This is a genomic window from Polaromonas glacialis, from assembly GCF_000709345.1.
GTDB lineage: Bacteria > Pseudomonadota > Gammaproteobacteria > Burkholderiales > Burkholderiaceae_C > Polaromonas > Polaromonas glacialis.
In genome coordinates this window covers 674985-697184 of sequence record NZ_KL448323.1, presented here as the reverse complement: position 1 = coordinate 697184, position 22200 = coordinate 674985, and the positions used below count along the sequence as shown (strand labels likewise).

General features: G+C 64.6%; 19 protein-coding genes and 1 tRNA gene. 12 read left to right on the top strand and 8 right to left on the bottom strand.

The window, feature by feature from the left end:
- Positions 1 to 21: 21 nt before the first annotated feature.
- The gene (locus EC86_RS26895; RefSeq protein WP_051675709.1) at positions 22 to 1014 is read left to right on the top strand and encodes an inositol monophosphatase family protein; all 993 of its coding nucleotides are present in this window, start codon (positions 22 to 24) and stop codon (positions 1012 to 1014) included.
- 188 nt (positions 1015 to 1202) lie between these two features.
- Here the strand turns inward: EC86_RS26895 and alaS are convergent, their stop codons facing one another.
- A complete protein-coding gene (alaS, locus tag EC86_RS0103675) occupies positions 1203 to 3827 on the bottom strand; it encodes an alanine--tRNA ligase (protein ID WP_029524341.1) in 2625 nt (874 codons plus the stop codon).
- Between the two features lie 73 nt (positions 3828 to 3900).
- The gene (locus EC86_RS0103670) at positions 3901 to 5292 is read right to left on the bottom strand and encodes an aminotransferase-like domain-containing protein (RefSeq protein ID WP_029524340.1); all 1392 of its coding nucleotides are present in this window, start codon (positions 5290 to 5292) and stop codon (positions 3901 to 3903) included.
- 184 nt (positions 5293 to 5476) lie between these two features.
- Between EC86_RS0103670 and gabT the strand changes: the two genes are divergently transcribed.
- The 8 genes from gabT (at position 5477) to EC86_RS0103625 (ending at position 14130) form a co-directional block, all read left to right on the top strand.
- Positions 5477 to 6769: a 4-aminobutyrate--2-oxoglutarate transaminase gene (gene gabT, locus EC86_RS0103665; protein WP_029524339.1), complete on the top strand. Its 1293-nt coding sequence runs from the start codon at positions 5477 to 5479 to the stop codon at positions 6767 to 6769.
- 123 nt (positions 6770 to 6892) lie between these two features.
- Positions 6893 to 7969 carry an ABC transporter ATP-binding protein gene (locus EC86_RS0103660; RefSeq protein ID WP_029524338.1) on the top strand — a complete coding sequence of 359 codons (1077 nt, stop codon included), beginning with the start codon at positions 6893 to 6895 and terminating at the stop codon, positions 7967 to 7969.
- A 67-nt stretch (positions 7970 to 8036) separates the two neighbouring features.
- Positions 8037 to 9068, top strand: coding sequence for an ABC transporter substrate-binding protein (locus tag EC86_RS0103655; RefSeq protein ID WP_029524337.1), 1032 nt, complete (start codon positions 8037 to 8039; stop codon positions 9066 to 9068).
- A gap of 27 nt (positions 9069 to 9095) precedes the next feature.
- Positions 9096 to 10367, top strand: a complete 1272-nt coding sequence (locus EC86_RS0103650; protein WP_029524336.1) for an ABC transporter permease — start codon at positions 9096 to 9098, stop codon at positions 10365 to 10367.
- Between the two features lie 5 nt (positions 10368 to 10372).
- Positions 10373 to 11200 carry an ABC transporter permease gene (locus EC86_RS0103645; RefSeq protein WP_029524335.1) on the top strand — a complete coding sequence of 276 codons (828 nt, stop codon included), beginning with the start codon at positions 10373 to 10375 and terminating at the stop codon, positions 11198 to 11200.
- A 157-nt stretch (positions 11201 to 11357) separates the two neighbouring features.
- Positions 11358 to 12302 (top strand): agmatinase, encoded by a 945-nt coding sequence (gene speB, locus EC86_RS0103640; RefSeq protein WP_029524334.1) that lies wholly within the window; start codon positions 11358 to 11360, stop codon positions 12300 to 12302.
- A 109-nt stretch (positions 12303 to 12411) separates the two neighbouring features.
- Positions 12412 to 13884 carry an NAD-dependent succinate-semialdehyde dehydrogenase gene (locus EC86_RS0103630; RefSeq protein WP_029524333.1) on the top strand — a complete coding sequence of 491 codons (1473 nt, stop codon included), beginning with the start codon at positions 12412 to 12414 and terminating at the stop codon, positions 13882 to 13884.
- A 172-nt stretch (positions 13885 to 14056) separates the two neighbouring features.
- Positions 14057 to 14130, top strand: a tRNA-Gly gene (locus EC86_RS0103625).
- Positions 14131 to 14178: 48 nt separating this feature from the next.
- Here EC86_RS0103625 and EC86_RS0103620 read toward each other — a convergent pair.
- Both EC86_RS0103620 and EC86_RS0103615 read right to left on the bottom strand, forming a co-directional pair.
- Positions 14179 to 14817, bottom strand: a complete 639-nt coding sequence (locus EC86_RS0103620; RefSeq protein ID WP_029524332.1) for a CoA transferase subunit B — start codon at positions 14815 to 14817, stop codon at positions 14179 to 14181.
- A 4-nt stretch (positions 14818 to 14821) separates the two neighbouring features.
- Positions 14822 to 15640, bottom strand: a complete 819-nt coding sequence (locus EC86_RS0103615) for a CoA transferase subunit A (RefSeq protein WP_029524331.1) — start codon at positions 15638 to 15640, stop codon at positions 14822 to 14824.
- Positions 15641 to 15750: 110 nt separating this feature from the next.
- Between EC86_RS0103615 and EC86_RS0103610 the strand changes: the two genes are divergently transcribed.
- Positions 15751 to 16308 carry a PAS and helix-turn-helix domain-containing protein gene (locus tag EC86_RS0103610; protein WP_029524330.1) on the top strand — a complete coding sequence of 186 codons (558 nt, stop codon included), beginning with the start codon at positions 15751 to 15753 and terminating at the stop codon, positions 16306 to 16308.
- Positions 16309 to 16356: 48 nt separating this feature from the next.
- On the opposite strand, the gene EC86_RS0103605 is transcribed toward EC86_RS0103610, so the two are convergent.
- Together EC86_RS0103605 and EC86_RS0103600 are read right to left on the bottom strand one after the other, a co-directional pair.
- Positions 16357 to 16716 (bottom strand): HPF/RaiA family ribosome-associated protein, encoded by a 360-nt coding sequence (locus EC86_RS0103605; protein WP_029524329.1) that lies wholly within the window; start codon positions 16714 to 16716, stop codon positions 16357 to 16359.
- Between the two features lie 291 nt (positions 16717 to 17007).
- Positions 17008 to 17397, bottom strand: coding sequence for a carboxymuconolactone decarboxylase family protein (locus EC86_RS0103600; protein WP_029524328.1), 390 nt, complete (start codon positions 17395 to 17397; stop codon positions 17008 to 17010).
- A gap of 237 nt (positions 17398 to 17634) precedes the next feature.
- Here EC86_RS0103600 and katG point away from each other — a divergent pair, with 237 nt between their 5' ends.
- Positions 17635 to 19827 (top strand): catalase/peroxidase HPI, encoded by a 2193-nt coding sequence (katG, locus tag EC86_RS0103595; RefSeq protein WP_029524327.1) that lies wholly within the window; start codon positions 17635 to 17637, stop codon positions 19825 to 19827.
- 160 nt (positions 19828 to 19987) lie between these two features.
- Complete coding sequence (locus tag EC86_RS0103590; protein ID WP_029524326.1) at positions 19988 to 20593, top strand: peroxidase-related enzyme; 606 nt, start codon at positions 19988 to 19990, stop codon at positions 20591 to 20593.
- A gap of 67 nt (positions 20594 to 20660) precedes the next feature.
- On the opposite strand, the gene EC86_RS0103585 is transcribed toward EC86_RS0103590, so the two are convergent.
- Positions 20661 to 21893, bottom strand: coding sequence for a beta-ketoacyl-[acyl-carrier-protein] synthase family protein (locus tag EC86_RS0103585; protein ID WP_029524325.1), 1233 nt, complete (start codon positions 21891 to 21893; stop codon positions 20661 to 20663).
- Positions 21890 to 22192, bottom strand: coding sequence for an acyl carrier protein (locus tag EC86_RS0103580; protein ID WP_051675707.1), 303 nt, complete (start codon positions 22190 to 22192; stop codon positions 21890 to 21892). The genes EC86_RS0103585 and EC86_RS0103580 overlap by 4 nt, the downstream gene beginning before the upstream one ends.
- Positions 22193 to 22200: the final 8 nt, after the last annotated feature.

The following is a 22200-nucleotide window of genomic DNA, read 5'->3' as shown; positions in this document are numbered from 1 at the left end:
GCCCGCTCTTTCTTACAATTTATGTCCAGCAATCTACACCCCATGCTCAACGTGGCCGTCAAGGCTGCGCGCGCCGCCGGCGCCCTCATCAACCGCGCCGCCCTTGACGTCGAGGCGGTCCGCGTGTCGGTCAAGCAGACCAACGACTTCGTCACCGAAGTCGACAAGGCCGCCGAAGCCGCGATCATCGAAACCCTGCTGACCGCCTATCCCGGCCACGGCATCCTGGCCGAGGAATCGGGCAGCGAGCATGGCGCGAAAGACTCCGAATTCGTCTGGATCATCGATCCGCTGGACGGCACCACCAATTTCATCCACGGCTTTCCGTTCTACTGCGTCAGCATTGCGCTGGCCGTGCGCGGCAAGGTCGAGCAGGCGGTGGTCTACGACCCGAACCGCAACGATATCTACAGCGCCAGCAAGGGCCGTGGTTCCTACGTCAACGACCGCCGCATCCGCGTCGGCAAGCGCACGCGCCTGCAGGAATGCCTGATCTCGACCGGTTTTCCCTACCGCCCCGGCGACAAGCTCAAGCCTTACCTGAACATGCTCGGCGAAGTCATGAGCCAGTGCGCTGGCGTGCGCCGTCCGGGCGCTGCGGCGCTGGACCTGGCGCATGTTGCGGCCGGCTTCACCGACGGCTTTTTCGAGACCGGCCTGCACCCCTGGGACGTGGCGGCGGGCTCGCTTCTGATCACGGAAGCCGGTGGCCTGATCGGCAACTTCACCGGTGAGTCCGATTTCATCGACCATGGCGAATGCGTCGCCGGCAATCCGCGCATCTACGGCCAGCTGGTCGGCACGCTGGGCAAGTACAGCAAGTTCGCCGGCGCCGGCGACAAGGCCAGCGTGCGCCAGGCACTGCTGGGTGACGCCGAAGCGCAAGCCCCGTCCGAAGGTGGTGAAGAAGCCGCGCCGGCCGCCAAGCCCACGCTCAAGGCCAAACGCATCAAGGCCGGCAGCGCCGCCGTGCCCGAGGTTGAGGCTGCCCCGGTGCCCGACGCGCCGTTCTAAGGCGCAGCGCCTGTCCTGCCCCGCCAGCGCGGGGGGACGGCGCACCTGATTTCGTTTCCAAATCAATCCGATGCAGTTCAAAACTGCGTATGGTTTGCCAGGCAAGCCAACGCATGCGCTCGGTGATGGGACACGCAATCCTGTAAACGGCAAGGTCACCCGATGCCCGAACCGTTTCAGGCTTCTTTTCAGACGCGCCCGGCGACCCATTCCTGCACGGACTTGAGTGCCGCTTCCAGGCCCGACGGGTCGGTGCCGCCGGCCATGGCCATGTCGGCTTTGCCGCCGCCCTTGCCGCCAACCTGGCCGGCCACGAAGTTGACCAGTTCGCCGGCCTTGACCTTGCCAGTGCTGTCGTTCGTCACGCCGGCGGCGATCTGGACCTTGCCGCCGTCCACAGCCGCCAGCACGATGACCGCCGTTTTCAGCTTGTCCTTGAGCTTGTCCATGGTCTCGCGCAGCGTCTTGGCGTCGGCGCCTTCGAGCCGGGCGGCCAGCACCTTCAGGCCGTTCACCTCGACCGCCTGCCCCATCAGTTCGTCGCCCTGCGATGAAGCCAGCTTGCCCTTGAGCGCGGCGACTTCCTTTTCGAGCGACCGGACCTGATCCAGCACCTGGCCGATGCGGTTTTGCAACTCCGACGGGCTGGCCTTGAGCGTTCCGGCGGCCGACTGCACGGTGGCTTCGAGCGACTGCAAATAAGCCAGCGCGTTCTGGCCGGTCACGGCTTCGACCCGGCGCACGCCCGAGGCCACGCCGCTTTCGGCCACGATCTTGAACAGGCCGATGTCGCCGGTGCGGCCGACGTGCGTGCCGCCGCACAGTTCCTTGCTCGAACCAATGCTGAGCACGCGCACGGAGTCGCCGTACTTTTCGCCGAACAGCATCATCGCGCCCGATTGCTGGGCCGATTCCATGTCCATTTCGCTGGCATCGGTGGCGATGTTGGCGAGGATTTCGGCATTGACGATGGCTTCGACCTCGCGGATCTGCGCGTCGGTCATCGGCGCGTTGTGCGCGAAGTCAAAACGGGTGCGTTCGGCGTTGACCAGGCTGCCCTTTTGCTGCACATGCGTGCCCAGCACTTCGCGCAGCGCCTTGTGCATCAGGTGCGTCGCGCTGTGGTTGCGCACGGTGGCGGCGCGCACGGCCGCATTGACGCGGGCGCTGACATGATCGCCCACGGCCAGCGTGCCTTCGGCCTGCGTGCCGTGGTGGCCGTACACGTCGGCCTTGATCTTGAGCGTGTCGCTGACAGCGAACTTGGCGGATCCGCTGATCAGTTCGCCCTCGTCGCCGGCCTGGCCACCGCTTTCGGCGTAGAACGGCGTCGAGTCCAGCACGACCACGCCGCTTTGACCGGCCCTCAAGGCTGCCACGCTGGTCCCGTCTGCATAGATAGCTATGATTTTTGACGTTTCTTCGAGGTGTTCGTAGCCGGTGAAGACGTTGCCGGTGCCGGTGTAGTCGAGGGCGCGGTCCATCTTGAACTTGCCGGCGGCGCGGGCCTGGGCTTTTTGCTGGTTCATGGCCACGGTAAAACCGGCCTCGTCCACGCTCAGTCCACGTTCGCGGCAGACATCAGCCGACAGATCGAGCGGAAAGCCGTAGGTGTCGTGCAGCTTGAAGGCGACTTCGCCCGGCAGCACTTTCACGCCATCGGTCAGCGCGGCGTCAAGAATCTGCATGCCGGTTTCCAGCGTCTCGAAAAAGCGCTCTTCCTCGGCCTTGAGCACGGCGGTGATGCGCGGCGCGTCGGCCGCCAGGCGCGGATAGGCATCGCCCATCAGCCCGGCCAGGTCGGCCACCAGCTTGTGGAAAAACGGCGTCTTCTTGCCCAGCAGGTAGCCGTGGCGGATCGCGCGGCGAACGATGCGGCGCTGTACGTAGCCGCGCCCTTCATTCGACGGGTTCACGCCGTCGCTGACCAGGAAGGACGTGGCGCGGATGTGGTCGGCAATCACGCGCAGGCTCTTGTGGCCCAGGTCGGTTTCGCCGGTTTCGCGAGAGGCGGCCTTGATCAGCGCGTCGAAAATGTCGATCTCGTAGTTGCTGTGGACATGCTGCAGGATGGCTGCCAGGCGCTCCAGCCCCATGCCGGTATCGACGCAGGGCGCCGGCAGCGGCGTGACGGCGCCGGTTTCATCCATGTTGAACTGCATGAACACGTTGTTCCAGATTTCAATGAAACGGTCGCCGTCTTCGTCCGGGCTGCCGGGCGGGCCGCCGGGGATGTGGTCGCCGTGGTCGTAGAAGATTTCGCTGCACGGGCCGCACGGGCCGGTGTCGGCCATCATCCAGAAGTTGTCGCTCTTGTAGCGCCCGCCCTTGTTGTCGCCGATGCGGATCACGCGCTCGGGCGGCAGGCCGATTTCCTGGGTCCAGATGTCGTAGGCCTCGTCGTCCTCTTCATAGACGGTGGCCAGCAGGCGGTCAGCCGGCAGTTTATAGACCTCGGTCAGCAGCTCCCAGGCCCATTTGAGCGACTCGCGCTTGAAGTAGTCGCCAAAGCTCCAGTTGCCGAGCATCTCGAAGAAGGTGTGGTGGCGCGCGGTGTAGCCGACATTTTCCAGGTCGTTGTGCTTGCCGCCGGCGCGCAGGCAGGCCTGCACCGACGTGGCGCGCACATAGGGGCGCTTGTCGGTGCCGAGGAACACGTCCTTGAACTGGACCATGCCGGAGTTGGTGAACATCAGCGTCGGGTCGTTGCCCGGCACCAGCGAGCTGGAGGGCACCACGGTGTGGCCCTTGGAGGCGAAGAAGTCGAGGAAGGTCTTGCGGATGTCGGCAACGGTGAAGTCGGGTGTGCTCATGGAATGGGTTCAACTCTCAGGAAATGGCAGGGAACAGGATCGGGCCGCTGCGGATGCAGGCAAGCGGCTGATTTTAGGCGGCTTTGAGGGTCACGAGGAAACGCAGCAAGGCATCGTCGTCGGACCAGGCCACGTTGAAGCGCAGCCACGGGCTGGGCTCCAGATCGACCGAAAACAGGTGGCCCGGCCCCAGCAGGATGTCCTGCTCCGCCGCCTTGTAGGCCAGCTCGCCGGCATTCTGGATGGCCGGGTGGCGCGCCCACAGGAACATGCCGGCCTTGGGTTCGCTGAACAGCTCGAAACCGATCGCCAGCAGCAGGCTGGCCAGGCGCCGCTGGCCCAGCGCCAGCCGGTCGCGCAGCGTCTTGAGGTGCTTGCGCCAGCGGCCGTCCACCAGCGCGCCATAGGCCAGGCGCTCGGTGAACTCGGACGAGGTCAGGCCCGAGATCATCTTCAGCCGCGCCAGGTCTTCCAGCACCTCGGGGCTGGCCGCGAGGTAGCCGGCGCGGATGTTGGGCGAGATGGTCTTGGAAAAGCTGCTGATGTAGATCACCCGCTTCAACTGGTCCAGGCTGGCCAGCGACGGCCGCGACTCGGGGTCGAGGTCGGCGTAGATGTCGTTTTCCACCACCATGAAGTCGTATTTTTCGGCCAGCTGCAGCACCCGGTGCAGATGCGACAGCACGGCGGTCGAGCCGGTCGGGCTTTGCAGGCGGGGCTGGGTGAAGAACACCTTGGGCCGGTGCTGGATGATGCGCGCTTCCAGCGTCTCCAGGTCGTAGCCCGCCGGGGTGCGCGGCGCGCCCACCAGCCGGGCGCCCAGGAAGCGCAGCGAGAACAGCAAGTTGGCATAGCCCGGCTCATCGACCAGCACGGCGTCGCCCGGCCGCACCAGCTGGCGCGCGGCCAGGTCCAGGCCCTGGCTGGAACCCTGGGTCAGCAGCACCTGCTCGGCATTCACCACGATCTCGCGGCTGGCCAGCAGGTCGCGCACCACCTGGCGCAGCGGCAGGTAGCCCTTGGGCTCGCCGTAGCCGCCCAAGTCCACATCCTCGGCGGCCAGGTTGCGCAGGCTGCGGCGCATGCCTTCGGTGAACAGCCAGTCGCCGGGCAGCCAGCCGCAGCCCGGCTTGCTGCGCAGCGCGCGGTTTTCAAAAATGCGGCGCAGGTACCACATCGAGTCAAAGCTGTACTGGCTTGAGGCGCCCAAGGGCAGTGCGGCCGGGCTGACGCGGCTGCGCACGAAGAAGCCGGAGTTGGCCTGCGACTGGAAATAGCCGAGCGCCACCAGCCGGTCGTAGGCATCGACCACGGTGTAGACGCTCACGCCGTGGGCATGGGCGAACTGGCGGATGGACGGCAGCTTGGCGCCGGGGCGCAATGCACCATCATCGACCATCTGGCGGAATCCCCCGACGATCTGGGTGACCAGCGCGACGGTTGACTGGGGATCAAGTACGAACATGGAAGGGGCTGGCCCCAACAAGGGGCAAAGGGTTTGTATGTACAGGTGGTGCTGGCAGCACAGTACACCGCCGAGCAGGGGTTATCTGTATATGGTAACGCCCGGCAGCCGTCCGTAAAGTACAGGCATACGCTCGGCAGCCGATGGCGAGCCCGGACTTCAACCACCGAAAAGGATGTTTCCCATGCACCGTGAACCTCATTTGACCAACGCCGCCCTGTTCGCCCGCCGCGAGGCCGCCATCCCGCGCGGCGTGGGCCACAGCCACCAGATCTTCATTGCACGCGGCGAGAACGCGGAAATCTGGGACGTCGAAGGCCGGCGCTTCATCGATTTTGCCGGCGGCATTGCCGTGCTCAACACCGGCCACCGCCACCCCGCCGTCATCCAGGCGGTGAAGGACCAGCTCGACAAGTACACGCACACCTGCTTCCAGGTGCTGGCCTACGAGCCGTATGTGGAGCTGGCCGAGCGCATCAATGCCAAGGCGCCGGGCGACTTCGCCAAGAAAACGCTGTTCCTGACCACCGGTTCCGAAGCGGTCGAGAACGCCATCAAGATTGCCCGCGCCTCCACCGGCCGCTCGGGCGTCATCTGCTTTTCCGGCGGCTACCACGGCCGAACCCTGCTGACGCTGGCCATGACCGGCAAGGTAGTGCCGTACAAAGCCGGTTTCGGTCCCTTCCCGGCCGAGGTCTTTCACGCCACCTTCCCGAACGCGCTGCACGGCGTGACGGTCGATGATTCCATTGCATCAATCGAAGCAATTTTCAAGAACGACATCGAGGCCAGGCGCGTGGCCGCCATCATCATCGAACCGATTCAGGGCGAAGGCGGCTTCACCGTGGCGCCGCCCGAGATGCTGCAGCGCCTGCGCGCCCTGTGCGATGCGCACGGCATCTTGCTGATCTGCGACGAGGTGCAGACCGGCGCAGGACGCACCGGCACCTGGTTTGCGGTGGAGCAAAGCGGCGTGGCGCCCGACCTGATCACCATGGCCAAGTCGATGGCTGGCGGCTTCCCGATCTCCGCCGTGGTCGGCCGCGCCGAAGTGATGGACGCGGCCGCACCCGGCGGCCTGGGCGGCACCTACGCCGGCAGCCCGATTGCCTGCGCCGCCGCACTCGCCGTGCTGGATGTGTTCGACCAGGAAAACCTGCTGCAGCGCAGCCGCGACGTGGGCGAACGCCTGACCGTAGCGCTGAAGGCCATGGCCGTGAATCACACCTGCATCGGCGACGTGCGCGGCATGGGCGCCATGGTGGCCATCGAGCTGTTCAAGAACGGCGACGTGAAGCAGCCCGACGCCGACCTGGCCAAGCGCATCACGGCCGAAGCCACGGCACGCGGCCTGATCCTGCTGACCTGCGGCACCTACGGCAACGTCATCCGCATTCTGGTGCCGCTGACCGCCAGCGACGCGCTGCTCGACGAAGGCCTGGCCGTCATGGCCGCCTGCTTTGACGCCGCCGCCTGATCGGTCCATGATGCTTCATGCATGCCATGCGCCGCCTCCCGATATTGGCCATGGCATGCAAGTTGCACCCACGTTTTCGGCACGGCGACCGCCCTTAGCCCTCCAGAATCAGGCCCCCTACGAATGACAAGCACCTCCACACTGGTAAGTTTCACCGGCGTCCAGAAGACCTACGACGGCATCAACCTTGTCGTTCGTGACCTGAACCTGGACATCCGCAAAGGCGAATTCCTCTCGCTGCTCGGCCCCTCGGGCTCGGGCAAGACCACCACCCTGATGATGCTCGCCGGGTTCGAGTCGCCTACAGCGGGTGACATCATGCTGAACGGCCGGCAGATCACCCGCACGCCGCCGCACAAGCGCAACTTTGGCATGGTGTTCCAGAACTACGCCTTGTTCCCGCACATGACGCTGGCCGAGAACATCGCCTATCCGCTGACGGTGCGCAAGCTGCCCAAGGCCGAACGCGAGGCCAAGGTGCTGCAGGCGCTGGACATGGTGCAGCTCGGCCGCATGGGCGGGCGCTACCCCGGCCAGCTTTCCGGCGGCCAGCAGCAGCGCGTGGCACTGGCCCGCGCGCTGGTGTTCGACCCCCAACTGGTGCTGATGGACGAGCCGCTGGGCGCGCTCGACAAGCAGCTGCGCGAGCACATGCAGATCGAACTCAAGGCATTGCATCGTCGGCTGGGCGTGACCTTTGTCTATGTCACGCATGACCAGACCGAAGCGCTGACCATGTCCGACCGCGTCGCGGTGTTCAACGACGGCGCGATCCAGCAGATCGACGTGGTGGGCAACCTGTATGAAACACCCAGCAACCGCTTCGTGGCAGGCTTTGTCGGCGACAGCACGGTGCTCGATGCCGAAGTGACCCGGCTGGACGGCGCGCATTGCGAGGTCCGCCTGCCCAGCGGCGTGGTGCTGCGCGGCCTGAATGTCAACACCTGCGGCGTCGGCGACACGGTGCAGTGCGGCACCCGGCCTGAACGCCTGAAGATTGCCGAAGCCGCTGGCGCCAACACCTTCCAGAGCAAGGTGCTGGACGTGATCTATTTTGGCGACCATCTGCGCCTGCGCTGTGAGCTGCCCGGCCAGCCGGACGCGACCATCAAGATGCCGCTGGGCCATGACCAGTTGCCCGAGCCCGGCCAGACCATCCACGTCCATGCGCCGGTCGAGCACCTGCGCATGTACCGATGAGCTGCGTTCCTGCCCAATTCCCCCGTTTTCTTTCACCCTTGCCAACCTCCCACCAAAGGAATTCCCGATGAAACTCAAGCCCCTGATCATTGCCATTGCAGCCGGTGTATGCCTGCCGGCGCTGGCCCAGAACCAGCTGACCGTGGTCAATTTCGGCGGCGCCAACGGTGCCGCGCAGAAAAAGGCCTATTTCGAGGCTTTCGAGAAATCGGGCGCCGGCAAGATCCAGCAGGTCGAATACAACGGCGAGCAGGCCAAGATCAAGGCCATGGTCGAGACCAAGAAAATCACCTGGGACGTGGTCGAGGTTGAAAGCCCGGACGTGAACCGTGGCTGCGACGAAGGCCTGTTCGAGAAGATTGACTGGTCCAAGGTCGGCAACAAGGCCGACTTCCAGCCCGCTGCCGTGCATGAATGCGGCGTCGGCACCTTCATCTGGTCCACCGTCATGGCCTACAACGCCGACAAGCTCAAGACCGCGCCTGTCACCTGGGCCGATTTCTGGAACACCCAGAAATTTCCCGGCAAGCGCGGCATGCGCAAAGGCGCGCGCTACAACCTGGAATTCGCCCTGATGGCCGACGGCGTGAAGACCGCCGACGTGTACAAGGTGCTGGCCACCAAGGACGGCGCCGACCGCGCCTTCAAGAAGATGACCGAACTCAAGCCAAGCATCCAGTTCTGGGAAGCCGGCGCGCAGCCGCCGCAGTTCCTGGTCGCCGGCGACGTGACCATGACCACCGCCTACAACGGCCGCATCGACGCCGCCCAGCGCGAAGGCAAGAACCTGGCCATCACCTGGACCGGCGGCATCTACGACCTGGACTACTGGGTCATGCCCAAGGGCGGCGCGAACAAGGACCTGGCGCTGAAATTCATCAGCATGGCCTCCAGCCCCGATGCGCAGGCCGAGTACGCCCGCAACATCTCCTACGGCCCGACCAACAACAAGGCGCTGGCCAAGCTCGATGCCAAGGTGCTGGCGCTGCTGCCGACCTCGCCCGCCAACAGCAAGGACGCGCTGCAGTTCAACATCTCCTTCTGGGCCGACCAGGGTGAAGCGCTCGAAAAGCGTTTCGCGGCCTGGTCCGCGCAATAAGCGCCGGCTAAGCAAAGGACCCATGCAATGAGCGCGACGGCCTCCCTTCCCACGATGCCATTGGTGATCGATGGCACCCCCGGACCGGCCCTGGCCGACCAACTGCGACGGGTGGAGCGCCGCAAGCGGCTGCGCGCCATTGCATTGACCCTTCCGCTGCTGATCTTCCTGGCGGTCACCTTCCTCGTGCCGCTGGGCGCCCTGCTCGTCAGGGCGGTCGAAAACCCGGAAGTCGCCGGCACCCTGAGCCGGACCGGCGATGCGCTGGCCGGCTGGGACCGCAAGGCAGCGCCGCCCGATGCCGCCTACAGCGCGCTGCTGGCCGACCTGGCGGCCATTCCCGAAACCGCGCAGGCCGGCGTGCTGGCCCGGCGCCTGAACAGCGAAGTCAGCGGCGCCCGCTCGCTGATCATGGGCACCTACCGCGCCCTGCCGCTGGGCGACAAGCTGAGCCCGCCGCAGGCGAAAGAAAAACTGCTGGCCCACGACCCGCGCTGGGCCGAACTGCCCTACTGGTGGGCGATTGCCAAGAACAGCTCGCGCTGGACCCCTGACTACCTGCTGGCCTCGGTCGATCTGAAACGCGATGCGCAAGGCCATGTGGTGCGCGTCGGCGCCGAGGAAGCCGCGTTCAGCGACATCCTGGTGCGCACCTTTTCCATCAGCGCCGTGGTCACGCTGATCTGCATTTTGCTGGGCTATCCGCTGGCCTACTGGCTGGCCACGCTGAACGAGCGCAAGGCCAACCTGATGATGATTTTGGTGCTGCTGCCCTTCTGGACCTCGGTGCTGGTGCGCATCGCCGCCTGGATCGTGCTGCTGCAGACCAACGGGCTGGTCAACCGCTTCCTGATGTTCACCGGCCTGACCGGCGAGCCGGTGCCGCTGCTGTTCAACCGGCTGGGTGTCATCATTGCCATGGTTCACATCCTGCTGCCCTTCATGATCCTGCCGCTCTACAGCGTGATGAAGTCGGTGCCGGGCAATTACGTTCGCGCCGCCGTGTCGCTGGGCAGTTCGCCGCTGGCCGCGTTTTTCCGGGTGTATGTGCCGCAAACCTATCCCGGCGTGGCCGCCGGCGGCCTGCTGGTGTTCATCACCTCGATTGGCTACTACGTCACGCCGGCCCTGCTCGGCGGCGCGGCCGACCAGATGCTGAGCTACTACGTCGCCCAGTACACCAACGTGGACGTGAACTGGGGCATGGCCTGCGCGCTGGGCTCGGTCCTGCTGGCCACCACGCTGATCCTGTATGCGGTGTACCGCCGCTTTGCCAAAGCCGAACTGAGCCTGGGCTGAACACCATGAAACTTTCCGCTGTTCCTGTTTTCCCCGCCTACTACACGGCTCTGGACAAGCTCGGCTGGTACAGCCTGCGCGTGCTGTGCGGCGCGGTGCTGCTGTTCTTGCTGCTGCCGATCATCGTCATCATTCCGCTGTCGTTCAGCAACTCGTCCTTCCTGTCGTACCCGATTCCGGGCTGGTCGCTGCGCTGGTACGAGGAGTTGTTTGCTTCCCAGGACTGGGCGCGGGCCACGCGCAACAGCTTCATCGTGGCCCCGCTGGCCACCTTGCTGGCCACGGCGCTGGGCACGATGGCCGCCGTCGGCCTGGCGCGGGCGCAGTTTGCCGGCAAGGGCCTGCTGACCGCCCTGCTGATCTCGCCGATGGTCGTGCCCATCGTGGTGGTGGGCGTGAGCACCTACCTGTTCTTCGCGCAGATCGGCCTGTCCGACTCCTACACCGGGCTGGTGCTGGTGCATGCCGCGCTCGGCGCACCGTTTGTCGTCACCACCGTGATGGCGACGCTGCAGGGCTTCAACCAGAACCTGGTCAAAGCGAGCCTGAGCCTGGGCGCCGGGCCGCTGCAGACCTTCTTTCGCATCACGCTGCCGGTGATTGCGCCGGGTGTGATCTCGGGCGCGCTGTTTGCCTTTGCCACGTCGTTCGACGAGGTCGTCGTCACGCTGTTCCTGGCCGGTCCGACGCAAACGACGCTGCCGCGCCAGATGTTCACCGGCATCCGAGAGAACATCTCGCCGACGATTGCCGCTGTGGCGACGCTGCTCATCCTGTTCACCGCCTGCCTGATGATGACGCTCGAATGGCTGCGCGGACGCGTGAAGAAATAGCGTCATGGCGTGGAATCCGCCCGGGTGACATTTGCTACTAAATCAATAGCTTCTCGCGCTTGCCAGACGTGCGCAAATGGCCTTTTTGATGCCTGATATTTGTTTTCAGGCTGAACCCAAGGCGTTTTGGCCCTCACTTTTTTGAGAACGGAGATTCATGACCTTCAACCAACCCTTGAGCGGCAACGCCATGCCGCGTTTCGGCGGCTGGGCCAGCATGATGCGCCTGCCGATGCGCAGCGAGGCTCATGGCCTGAACGCCGGCTTCATCGGCGTGCCACTGGACATCGGCACCAGCCACCGGCCCGGCGCGCGCTTCGGCCCCCGGCAGATCCGCGCCGAATCGAGCCTGATCCGTCCCTACAACATGGCCACCGGCGCCGCGCCTTTCGACGCGCTGCAGGTCGCCGACCTGGGCGACGTGGCGATCAACACCTACAACCTTGAAAAATCCGTCGAGATCATCGAGCAGCATTACCGGCCCGTCATCGACACCGGCTGCATTCCGCTGACGCTGGGCGGCGACCACACCATCGTGCTGCCCATCCTGCGCGCCCTGGCCAGCCGCCACGGGCCGGTGGCGCTGGTGCATGTCGATGCGCATGCCGATGTGAACGACGACATGTTCGGCGAGCGCATCGCGCACGGCACGCCATTTCGCCGCGCCGTGGAAGAAGGCCTGCTGCAAGGCAGCAAGGTCTGGCAGATCGGCCTGCGTGGCACCGGCTACGGCATGGACGACTTCGACTGGCCGCGCCAGCAGGGCTTCACCGTGGTGCCGGCGCACGAGGTCTGGTACCAGTCGCTCGCGCCACTGATGGCCCGGGTGCGCGAGTCCATCGGCCAGGCGCCCTGCTACCTGAGCTTTGACATCGACGGCATCGACCCGTCCTTTGCGGGCGGCACCGGCACGCCCGAGGTCGGCGGGCTGAGCGTGCCGCAGGCGCTGGAGATCATTCGCGGCTGCCGGGGCCTGAACCTGGTCGGCGCCGACCTGGTCGAGGTGTCGCCGCCCTATGACACGTCGGGCAACACCGCCCTGCTGGGCGCCAACCTGCTGTATGAAATGCTCTGCGTGCTGCCCGGCGTTCACTACCGGTAACACCCTTCGGCAACACGAACCAGCTTCGCGCTGTATTCTTGCTGGCTGATTTCGACCCCCCGGCCGCTTCGCCCTTGCAGGAGCGGCCAGCCCTTCAGAAAGAACATCCATGGACATGAAAACCTCTCCCCTTTCGCTGCTCAACGACCCCAGCCTGCTCAAGACCGATTCACTGGTCAACGGCCAGTGGCTGGCTGGCGCTTCGCGGTTTGACGTGTACGACCCGTCCAACGGCCTCAAACTCGCCGACGTCGCCAACCTGGGCACGGCCGACGCTAGAGCGGCGATTGCCGCCGCCAATGCCGCCTGGCCCGCCTGGCGCAGCAAGACCGGCAAGGAACGCCACGCCATCCTGATGAAGTGGTTCCAGCTGCTCATGGCCAACCAGGAAGACCTGGCGCGCATCATGACCGCCGAGCAGGGCAAGCCCTTTGCCGAGGCCAAGGGCGAAGTGGCCTACGGCGCCAGCTTTGTCGAATGGTTTGCCGAGGAAGCCAAGCGCGTCAACGGCGAAACCCTGCCGCAGTTTGACAACAGCCGCCGCCTGATGGTGCTCAAGCAGCCCATCGGCGTGTGTGTGGCCATCACGCCGTGGAACTTCCCGCTGGCCATGATCACCCGCAAGGTCGCCCCAGCGCTGGCCGCAGGCTGCACGGTGGTCATCAAGCCAGCCGAACTCACGCCCCTGACCGCGCTGGCGGCAGCCGAGCTCGCCGTGCGCGCCGGCATTCCTTCGGGCGTGCTCAACATCCTCACGACCGACGACAGCGCTGAGGTTGGCAAGGTGTTTTGCGCCAGCGACGTGGTGCGCCACATCAGCTTTACCGGTTCCACCGAAGTCGGCCGCATCCTGATGGCGCAAAGCGCGCCGTCGATCAAGAAGCTGTCGCTGGAGCTCGGCGGCAATGCGCCCTTCATCGTGTTCGACGATGCCGACATCGACTCGGCCGTCGAGGGCGCAATGGCCAGCAAATACCGCAACGCCGGCCAGACCTGCGTGTGCGCCAACCGCATCTATGTGCAGGAAGGCGTGTACGACCAGTTCGTTCACAAGTTCGCCGAAAAGGTGAAACTGCTCAAGGTCGGCAACGGCTTCGAGGACGGCGTCGGCCAGGGCCCGCTGATCGAGGATGCGGCGATTGAAAAGGTGCAGCGACATGTGCAGGACGCGCTCGCCAAGGGCGGCAAGCTGCTGGCGGGCGGCCACAAGCTGGAGGGCCAGTTCTTCGAGCCGACGGTGATTTCCGAGGCGACCGCCGACATGCTGTGCGCCCGGGAAGAAACCTTTGGCCCGTTCGCGCCAGTGTTCCGCTTCACGCATGAGCAGGAAGCGATTGACGCGGCCAACAACACCGAATTCGGACTGGCCAGCTATTTCTACAGCCGCGACATCGGCCGCATCTACCGCGTGGCCGAAGCGCTGGAATACGGCATGGTCGGCATCAACGCCGGCGTGATCGCCACCGAGCATGTGCCGTTTGGCGGCGTCAAGCAGTCCGGCCTGGGCCGCGAAGGCTCCAGCCACGGCATGGAAGAGTACCTGGAGATGAAATACCTGTGCATGGGTGACATGAACAAGTAAAAAGGCCGGCCGCAAAGCAAACCGCTGCGGTCCGCAGAGGCAAATTCAAGCAGCCTGGCACTACTGATTTAATAGCAACTCAAGCAATACCAGCCTGCGCAAAAGCCGTATTTTCCTTGCAAAATAAGGTTTGGGGAGGCGTTGGCGGCTTGCTCCTATAATCCGGGCTATCGCGGGTGTAGTTCAATGGCAGAACGGCAGCTTCCCAAGCTTCATACGAGGGTTCGATTCCCTTCACCCGCTCCAGACGCAAAAAAAGGCCCTCGCGGGCCTTTTTTTATGAGGCGCTGAAATTCAAACCAGCGTCACGCCCGTCTTCGACTGCAGCAGCTCGCGGGTCACGCCGGGCGCCAGCTCTACCACCTTCAGGCCCAGCGGCGTCACATCCATCACCGCCAGGTCGGTGATGATGCGGTCCACCACGCCGACACCGGTCAGCGGCAGCGTGCATTGGGGCAAAATTTTCATGTCCACGGTGCCGTCTTTCTTGCGGGCGACATGCTCCATCAGCACGATCACGCGCTTGACGCCGGCAACCAGGTCCATCGCGCCGCCCATGCCCTTGACCATCTTGCCCGGAATCATCCAGTTGGCCAGGTCGCCCTGCTCGCTGACCTGCATCGCGCCCAGGATCGACAGGTTGATCTTGCCGCCGCGAATCATCGCAAAGCTGTCATGACTGCCGAAGATCGACGAACCCGGCAGCGTGGTCACGGTCTGCTTGCCGGCGTTGATCAGGTCGGCGTCCACCGCATCTTCAGTCGGGAACGGGCCGATGCCCAGCATGCCGTTCTCGGACTGCAGCCAGACTTCCTTGTCGCTGGGAACGAAGTTGGCAACCAGCGTCGGAATGCCGATGCCGAGGTTGACGTAGAAACCGTCTTCGAGTTCCTGGGCAGCGCGGGCCGCCATTTGGTCTTGGGTCCACGGCATGCTTTTAGGCTCCTTGTTGGCCGCTGGCGGCCTTGATGGTGGTTGGCGCAGGTTCGTCGGCGGTGATGACTGCCGCCTGGGCAATGGCCGCCTGGGCCTCGACCTTGGCGGCGGCGGCATCGACCGGCGCTTCGGTCACGGTGCGTTTTTCGATGCGTTTTTCAGGGTTCGGGTTGTGCACGATGCGATGCACGTAAATGCCCGGCAGATGCACCTGATCGGGCTCCATGTCGCCGGTTTCCACGATCTCTTCCACCTCGACGATGCAGACTTTTCCCGCCATGGCCACGGCCGGGTTGAAGTTGCGGGCAGTCAGGCGGAACTGCAGGTTGCCCGACTTGTCGGCCCGGTGCGCCTTGACCAGTGCCACGTCAGGCACCAGGGCGCGTTCCATGACGTAGGTTTCGCCGTCGAACTCGCGCAGTTCCTTGCCTTCGGCCACCAGGGTGCCGACGCCGGTCTTGGTGAAGAAGGCCGGAATGCCGGCGCCGCCGGCGCGCAGCTTTTCAGCCAGCGTGCCCTGCGGCGTGAATTCGAGTTCGAGTTCGCCGGCCAGGTACTGGCGCTCGAACTCCTTGTTCTCGCCCACATAGGACGAAATCATTTTCTTGATCTGGCGCGTCTCCAGCAGCTTGCCCAGCCCAAAGCCGTCGACGCCGGCGTTGTTGGAGATCACCGTCAGCTTCTGGACGCCGGTATCGCGCAGCGCATCAATCAGCGCCTCGGGAATGCCGCACAGGCCAAAGCCGCCGACCGCCAGCAGTTGTCCGTCCTTGACGACGCCCTTGAGGGCTTCCGCGGCGGAGGGAAAAAGTTTTTTCACAAAAATGTCTCCTTGTTTCTTTCAGCCTTCAGGCCGTTTTGCATGCCTATCCTAAGTCCATTACGATACTACTTATTGCGCTACGTAGTTTCTCTTAAAGGTTTGCCCTGATGTCAACGGATTACCAACTGGCTTTCGATCTGGCACCGGTAGGGCTTGTCTTGTCGCGCAACCGCTCGATTCTCGATTGCAACCAGCATGTCTGCGAAATGTTCGGCACCACGCGCGAACGGCTGGTGGGCCAGTCCTTCCTTATTCTCTACCCGAGCGCCGACGAGTACGAGCGCATCGGCGCGCGCATGCTTCCCATCCTGAATGCCACCGGCATGTATTCCGATAACCGCATCATGAAGCGTGTCGATGGGCGATGCAAGGACGAAACTTTCTGGTGCCACGTCACGGGCCGGGCGCTGAACCGCAATGCGCCGCATGAATCGGGCATCTGGACGTTTGAAGACCTGAGTGCCAGCCGTCCGGTGACGGCCGAACTGACGGCCAGAGAGCGCGAGGTGGCGGCCCACCTGATGCGCGGCCTGACCTCCAAGGAGATCGGCCGCGCCTTGACCATCAGCCACCGCACAGTGGAGATTTACCGCGCGCGCCTGATGCGCAAGTTCAAGGCATCGACCACGGCCGACCTGGTGCAAAGGCTGATGGGCGGGGATTGAGCGCCGTGCCCTGACAGGCACTTGCCGCCTGCCAGGGGCTTGAGCCGTTCAGGCGTTGTCGAGGTCGGGCTCGCGCCGGATCGATTCGCGGGCGCGGTGGTCGCGCAGCTTGCCCAGGGTGTGTTCCAGCACGCGCTTGAGCTTGTCGCTGGCGCCCCGGAAGGCTTCGTCCTGGTTGGCGCCATGGTGGTTGACCGCGACGGGCTCGCGGTTGGCCAGCCGGGCTTCCATCATGCAGCGCGTGTGGTCGGGGCTGACCTTTTCGCCGTTTTCGTCGCTCATGTGGACTTCGATGCGGGTGATGTCGTCCTTGTAACGGCTGAAGGATGCATTCAATTCGGCCGTGGCCCAGCGCTCGAACGGTTCGCCAGTTTCAATGCTGTTGTTGGAGTTGATCTGAATTTGCATCTGCCTGTTTCCTTTTCTGGAGAAAGCACAGCATCTGGCCAGGCGGCCGTGCTGCGTGGTGACACCGCCAAAAAGGCGGAAGGGAAAAACCATTATGTTCCCGCAGGCCGAGGTGGCCCGTAGTCCACATTCTCCGCCGGGATGTCGGGCCAGGATGACGCGACGGGAAATGGCTTTTTACCGAGGCTGCTAGCTTTTCAATAGCTTGAAAAGCGCATGGGTATTGCGCAGCAGCACTAAAAACCTTGAAATTGCAGGATTGCGATGCGACCGGAGAAGCGTGATCCGCCTTCAGTCCTTCTTCGGGCCTTCCACCACTTCGGCAGCCGTGCGAAAGGCCTCGACCGCCGTCGGCACGCCGCAATAGACCGCTGCATGCAGCAGCACTTCCTGCAGCTCGGCCGGCGTGGCGCCGTTGTTGAGCGCGCCGCGCAGGTGGCCCTTGAGTTCGTTCTGCTTGCCCAGCGCCGTCAGCATGGCCACGGTGATCAGGCTGCGGGTCTTGAGGTCGAGGCCGGGCCGCTGCCAGACATCGCCCCAGGCCTTGGCGGTGATGTGTTCCTGGATGGGCCGGGTGAAGTCGGTCATGCCGCCCAGGGCTTTGGCAACGAAGTCTTCGCCCATGACTTGTTTGCGAAGGGCCAGGCCAGCGTCGCATTCTTTGTGCAGAGGTTCTGTCATGTTGGAATTTCAGTGAGTGATGGGCAGGTGAAGGCAGGGCAAAGCGTAACCACAAAATGGTCAAGGCCTGGCCTGGGCCTGACAGCCCAGCGATTGTTGAGCGCCAGGCCTGCACAGGCCGCTTTTCATTTTTCAATTAAAACTATCGATGTAATTATAAGAAATTATTTTGACTATCAACAGTTCATCCCTAAACTGACATTTTCCAGCAGTTGCAACCATACCCAGAAAGAGCCCATGACAACCGAAACGAAATGCCCTTTCCCGCACGCCGGCGCCAAACCCGCCGCCCCCATGCGCACCAATTCGCACTGGTGGCCGGAGCAGCTCAACCTGAAGGTGCTGCACCAGCAATCAGAAATGTCCAACCCGATGGGCAACGAGTTTGTCTATGCCGAAGCATTCAAGACACTGGACCTGCACGCCGTGGTGGCGGACCTGCATGCGCTGATGACCGACTCGCAGGCCTGGTGGCCGGCGGACTATGGCCACTACGGCCCGTTCTTTGTGCGCATGGCCTGGCATGCCGCAGGCACATACCGCACCTTCGACGGACGCGGCGGCAGCGGCAGCGGGGAGCAGCGTTTTGCGCCGCTCAACAGCTGGCCCGACAACGGCAACCTCGACAAGGCGCGCCGGCTGCTCTGGCCGGTCAAGGCCAAATATGGCCGCACGCTGTCCTGGGCCGACCTGTTCATCCTGACCGGCAACGTCGCCATGGAGTCGATGGGCTTCAAGACCTTTGGTTTTGCCGGCGGCCGCCCGGATGTGTGGGAGCCGGAAGAAGACATCAACTGGGGCTCCGAGACCACCTGGCTGGGCGACGAGCGCTACAGCGGCGACCGCGAGCTGGCCAACCCGCTGGCGGCGGTGCAGATGGGCCTGATCTATGTGAACCCGGAAGGCCCGAACGGCCAGCCTGACCCGCTGGGCTCGGCACGCGACATCCGCGAAACCTTTGCCCGCATGGCCATGAACGACGAGGAAACCGTGGCGCTGACCGCTGGCGGCCACACCTTCGGCAAAAGCCACGGCGCGGTGGATGTCAAACACATCGGCGCAGAGCCCGAAAGCTCGGCCATCGAAAACATGGGCCTGGGCTGGATCAACAGCTTTGAAACCGGCCACGGCGTGCACACCACCACCAGCGGCATTGAAGGCGCCTGGACCGACCACCCGACGCAGTGGGACAACGGCTACTTCGAGAACCTGTTTGGCTACGAGTGGGAGCTGACCAAGAGCCCGGCCGGCGCGCACCAGTGGAAGCCCGTGGGCAGCACCGGCGACGGTACGGTGCCCGACGCGCACGACCCCGGCATTCGCCACGCGCCCATGATGACCACCGCCGATATGGCGATGCGCATGGACCCGGCCTACGAGAAGATCTCGCGCCGCTTCATGCAGAACCCGCAGGAATTCGCCGACGCCTTTGCGCGCGCCTGGTTCAAGCTGACGCACCGCGACATGGGCCCGGTCGCGCGCTACCTCGGCCCGCTGGTGCCCGCGGAAGAACTGATCTGGCAAGACCCGGTGCCCGCCGTCGACCACCCGCTGGTCAACGCGCAGGACGTGGCTGCCCTGAAGTCCGCGCTGCTCGCCAGCGGCCTGAGCACCTCCCAGCTGGTCACCACCGCCTGGGCGTCGGCATCGACCTTTCGGGGCAGCGACAAACGCGGCGGCGCCAACGGCGCGCGCATCCGCCTGGCCCCGCAGAAGGACTGGGAAGTCAACCAGCCGGCAGCGCTGGCCCGTGTGCTGGCCACGCTGGAAGGCGTTCAGCATGCCTTCAACGCGGCGCAATCCGGCGGCAAAAAGGTCTCGCTGGCCGATTTGATCGTGCTGGGTGGCGGTGCCGCCATTGAAGCCGCCGCGACGAAGGCGGGCCACAGCGTGACCGTTCCCTTCTCGCCGGGCCGCACCGACGCCTCGCAGGCGCAGACCGACGTGGCGGCCTTTGCCGTGCTGGAGCCGATGGCGGACGGCTTTCGCAATTACGCCCGCTCCGGGCACGAAGCCACCGTGGCCGGTCAGCTGGTGGACAAGGCCAACCTGCTGACGCTGACCGCGCCGGAAATGACGGTGCTCATCGGTGGCCTTCGCTCCCTGGGCGCGAATGTCGGCGGGGCCAAGCACGGCGTGTTCACCGAGCGCACCGACGAGTTGACCAACGACTTCTTCGTCAACCTGCTGGACATGAACACGAAGTGGCAGAAGTCCGCCGATGCCGAATTTGTGCTGGAAGGCCGCAACCGGCAAACTGGCGAACTCAAGCTCACCGGCACGGTGGTCGACCTGCTGTTCGGCTCCAACTCGCAGCTCCGGGCGCTGGCCGAGGTCTATGCCAGCAGCGATTCGCGCGAGGTCTTCCTGCGTGACTTCATCGCGGCCTGGACCAAGGTGATGAACCTGGACCGCTACGACCTGGCGTGATCTGAAAACGGCGCATGCAAGCGCCCTGCACAGCGCAGCCGCCACTTGGCTCCGGGTTTGCCCGGGCTGGCTGGCGGTTGCGTCATTGGCGGCACACGCGGTCAGGTTTCAGGGTTAATCTCAAAGGCCACCCCCAGATTGATCCCCACAGGAAACCCCTATGTCCGCACCGCCCCGCTACCCCGCCCCCGACCTGTCCAGCCTGTCCGAAGACATCCGCACGCGCATTCTGGCCGTGCAGGAAAAAGCCGGTTTTATCCCCAACGTGTTTCTGGGCCTGGCACGCCGCCCGGCCGAGTGGCGCGCATTTTTTGCCTACCACGATGCGCTGATGCTGATTGAAGAAGGCTCCAACCCGACCGGTACCCTGACCAAGGGCGAGCGCGAGATGATCGTTACCGCCACCAGCGCCGCCAACCATTGCCTGTACTGCGTGGTGGCACACGGCGCCATCCTGCGGATTTATGAAAAAAAGCCGCTGGTGGCCGACCAGGTGGCGGTGAACTACCGCAAGGCCGACATCACGCCGCGCCAGCGCGCGATGCTCGACTTTGCGATGAAGGTCTGCCTGCAGTCCGACCAGATCGAGGATGCCGACTTCGAGGCGCTGCAGGCCCACGGCTTTGACGACGAGGACGCCTGGGACATTGCCGCGATCACCGCGTTTTTCGGCCTGTCGAACCGCATGGCGAGCTTCAGCGGCATGCAGCCGAACCCGGAGTTCTACCTGATGGGGCGTTTGCCGAAAGCGCCCAGGACGGCTTGATTGCTATTTATTCAATAGCTTTCAGCGCACACCGGTATTGCGCAAAAGGCCTTTTCGGCTATATTTTTCAACCCGCAGCCCGCAACGCCAGCACCGCATTCGTTCCGCCAAAGGCAAACGAGCTGGACAGCATGCTGCGCACCGCAACGCCCTCGCGGGCGGCGTTGGGCACATAGTCCAGGTCGCATTGCGGATCGGCCTGCTGCAGGTGCATCGTCGGCAGCGCGACCGAATGCTGCATTGCCATGAGCGACAGCACGCATTCCAGCGCCGACGTGGCGCCGAGCAGATGGCCGTGCAGCGCCTTGGTCGCGCTGATCGGAATGCGCGCCGCGCGGCTGCCGAACACCGCCTTGATGGCGGCGGTTTCGATGCCGTCATTGGCCGGGGTGCCGGTGCCGTGGGCATTGATCGCATCGACCTCGCCCGCATCCATTCCAGCCGATTCGAGCGCTGCGCGCAGGGTCGCCGCCTGGCCCTCCACGCTGGGCCGGGTGATGTGCCCGGCGTCGGTACACAGGCCGTAACCCGCCAGTTCACCATGAATCGTCGCGCCGCGTGCCAGCGCACGGTCCCACGGCTCTAACACCAGCATGGCCGCGCCCTCCCCCAGCACCATGCCGCTGCGGTTTTCTGAAAAAGGCTTGCACGATGCAGACGGGTCGGCCGTGTCGATGCTGGCCACGGTTCGCAGCGCCTCCCAGGCTTTCAGGGAACCGAAGCACAGCGGCGCCTCGGCGCCTCCGGCCAGCGCGAGGTCGATGTCGCCACGGGCCAGCCGCAGCCAGGCCTCGCCGATGGCCACGGCCGACGACGAGCAGGCGGTCGAATAGCTCAGGTTCGGTCCGCTCCAGTTGTGCTCGATGCCGATCCAGGCGGCCGGCGCATTGTGCATGCCTGTCAAGACCAGGAAGGGCTTGACACGGTCGGAATTTTCGCCGTACAGCGTCTGGTAGCCGTCGTCGATGCTGCCGATTCCGCCCATGCCGGTGCCGACGAAAATGCCGGCGCGGTGGCGCTCCGCCTCCGCCAGCGCAGGCCGCGCATCGGCCAGCGCCTGGCGGGCCGCCACCAGGGCGAACTGGCTGACGCGGTCCAGCATGCGCAGTTGGGGCGGGTCGAAATGCTCGGCGCCATTGAAGGCCACCGTGGCGCCCAGCGGCGCGGCCAGCCGGTGGGCGAAAGCAGCATCGAGCCGGTGAATGGCGGAACGGCCGGCGCGCGCGGCGGCGAATGCCTCTGCCGCGCCGTGGCCCAGGGGCGAGACCACGCCCATGCCGGTGACGGCCACCCGCCTCACGGCGCGGGGGAGGAAATGGTGTGGGGCAAGGCGGCCGCCGGCGCGTCTGCCTGGCCCTGCGGCCTTGCCACCAGTTCGTCGATGAAGCGCGCCACGTCACCGACAGTCAGCAACTGCACCGGCTCGGGCGGCAGGCTGATGCTGAACTCGTCCTCTATATTGAACAGCAGGTCGGCGACGCCCAGCGAATCGATGCCCAGGGCTTCGAGCGGCGCGTCTGGCGTGAGCTGTCCGGCTTCCAGCTTGTAGTCCTTCATCAGGATGGCGCAGAGCCGGTCGAATGTCGTGGGGCTTGGCATGTCTTTCC

Coding starts and splice junctions, on each gene's coding strand:
- EC86_RS26895 (WP_051675709.1), top strand. CDS start 22: ATGTCCAGCAATCTACACCCCATGCTCAACGTGGCCGTCAAGGCTGCG.
- alaS (WP_029524341.1), bottom strand. CDS start 3,827: ATGAGCACACCCGACTTCACCGTTGCCGACATCCGCAAGACCTTCCTC.
- EC86_RS0103670 (WP_029524340.1), bottom strand. CDS start 5,292: ATGTTCGTACTTGATCCCCAGTCAACCGTCGCGCTGGTCACCCAGATC.
- gabT (WP_029524339.1), top strand. CDS start 5,477: ATGCACCGTGAACCTCATTTGACCAACGCCGCCCTGTTCGCCCGCCGC.
- EC86_RS0103660 (WP_029524338.1), top strand. CDS start 6,893: ATGACAAGCACCTCCACACTGGTAAGTTTCACCGGCGTCCAGAAGACC.
- EC86_RS0103655 (WP_029524337.1), top strand. CDS start 8,037: ATGAAACTCAAGCCCCTGATCATTGCCATTGCAGCCGGTGTATGCCTG.
- EC86_RS0103650 (WP_029524336.1), top strand. CDS start 9,096: ATGAGCGCGACGGCCTCCCTTCCCACGATGCCATTGGTGATCGATGGC.
- EC86_RS0103645 (WP_029524335.1), top strand. CDS start 10,373: ATGAAACTTTCCGCTGTTCCTGTTTTCCCCGCCTACTACACGGCTCTG.
- speB (WP_029524334.1), top strand. CDS start 11,358: ATGACCTTCAACCAACCCTTGAGCGGCAACGCCATGCCGCGTTTCGGC.
- EC86_RS0103630 (WP_029524333.1), top strand. CDS start 12,412: ATGGACATGAAAACCTCTCCCCTTTCGCTGCTCAACGACCCCAGCCTG.
- EC86_RS0103620 (WP_029524332.1), bottom strand. CDS start 14,817: ATGCCGTGGACCCAAGACCAAATGGCGGCCCGCGCTGCCCAGGAACTC.
- EC86_RS0103610 (WP_029524330.1), top strand. CDS start 15,751: ATGTCAACGGATTACCAACTGGCTTTCGATCTGGCACCGGTAGGGCTT.
- EC86_RS0103605 (WP_029524329.1), bottom strand. CDS start 16,716: ATGCAAATTCAGATCAACTCCAACAACAGCATTGAAACTGGCGAACCG.
- EC86_RS0103600 (WP_029524328.1), bottom strand. CDS start 17,397: ATGACAGAACCTCTGCACAAAGAATGCGACGCTGGCCTGGCCCTTCGC.
- katG (WP_029524327.1), top strand. CDS start 17,635: ATGACAACCGAAACGAAATGCCCTTTCCCGCACGCCGGCGCCAAACCC.
- EC86_RS0103590 (WP_029524326.1), top strand. CDS start 19,988: ATGTCCGCACCGCCCCGCTACCCCGCCCCCGACCTGTCCAGCCTGTCC.
- EC86_RS0103580 (WP_051675707.1), bottom strand. CDS start 22,192: ATGCCAAGCCCCACGACATTCGACCGGCTCTGCGCCATCCTGATGAAG.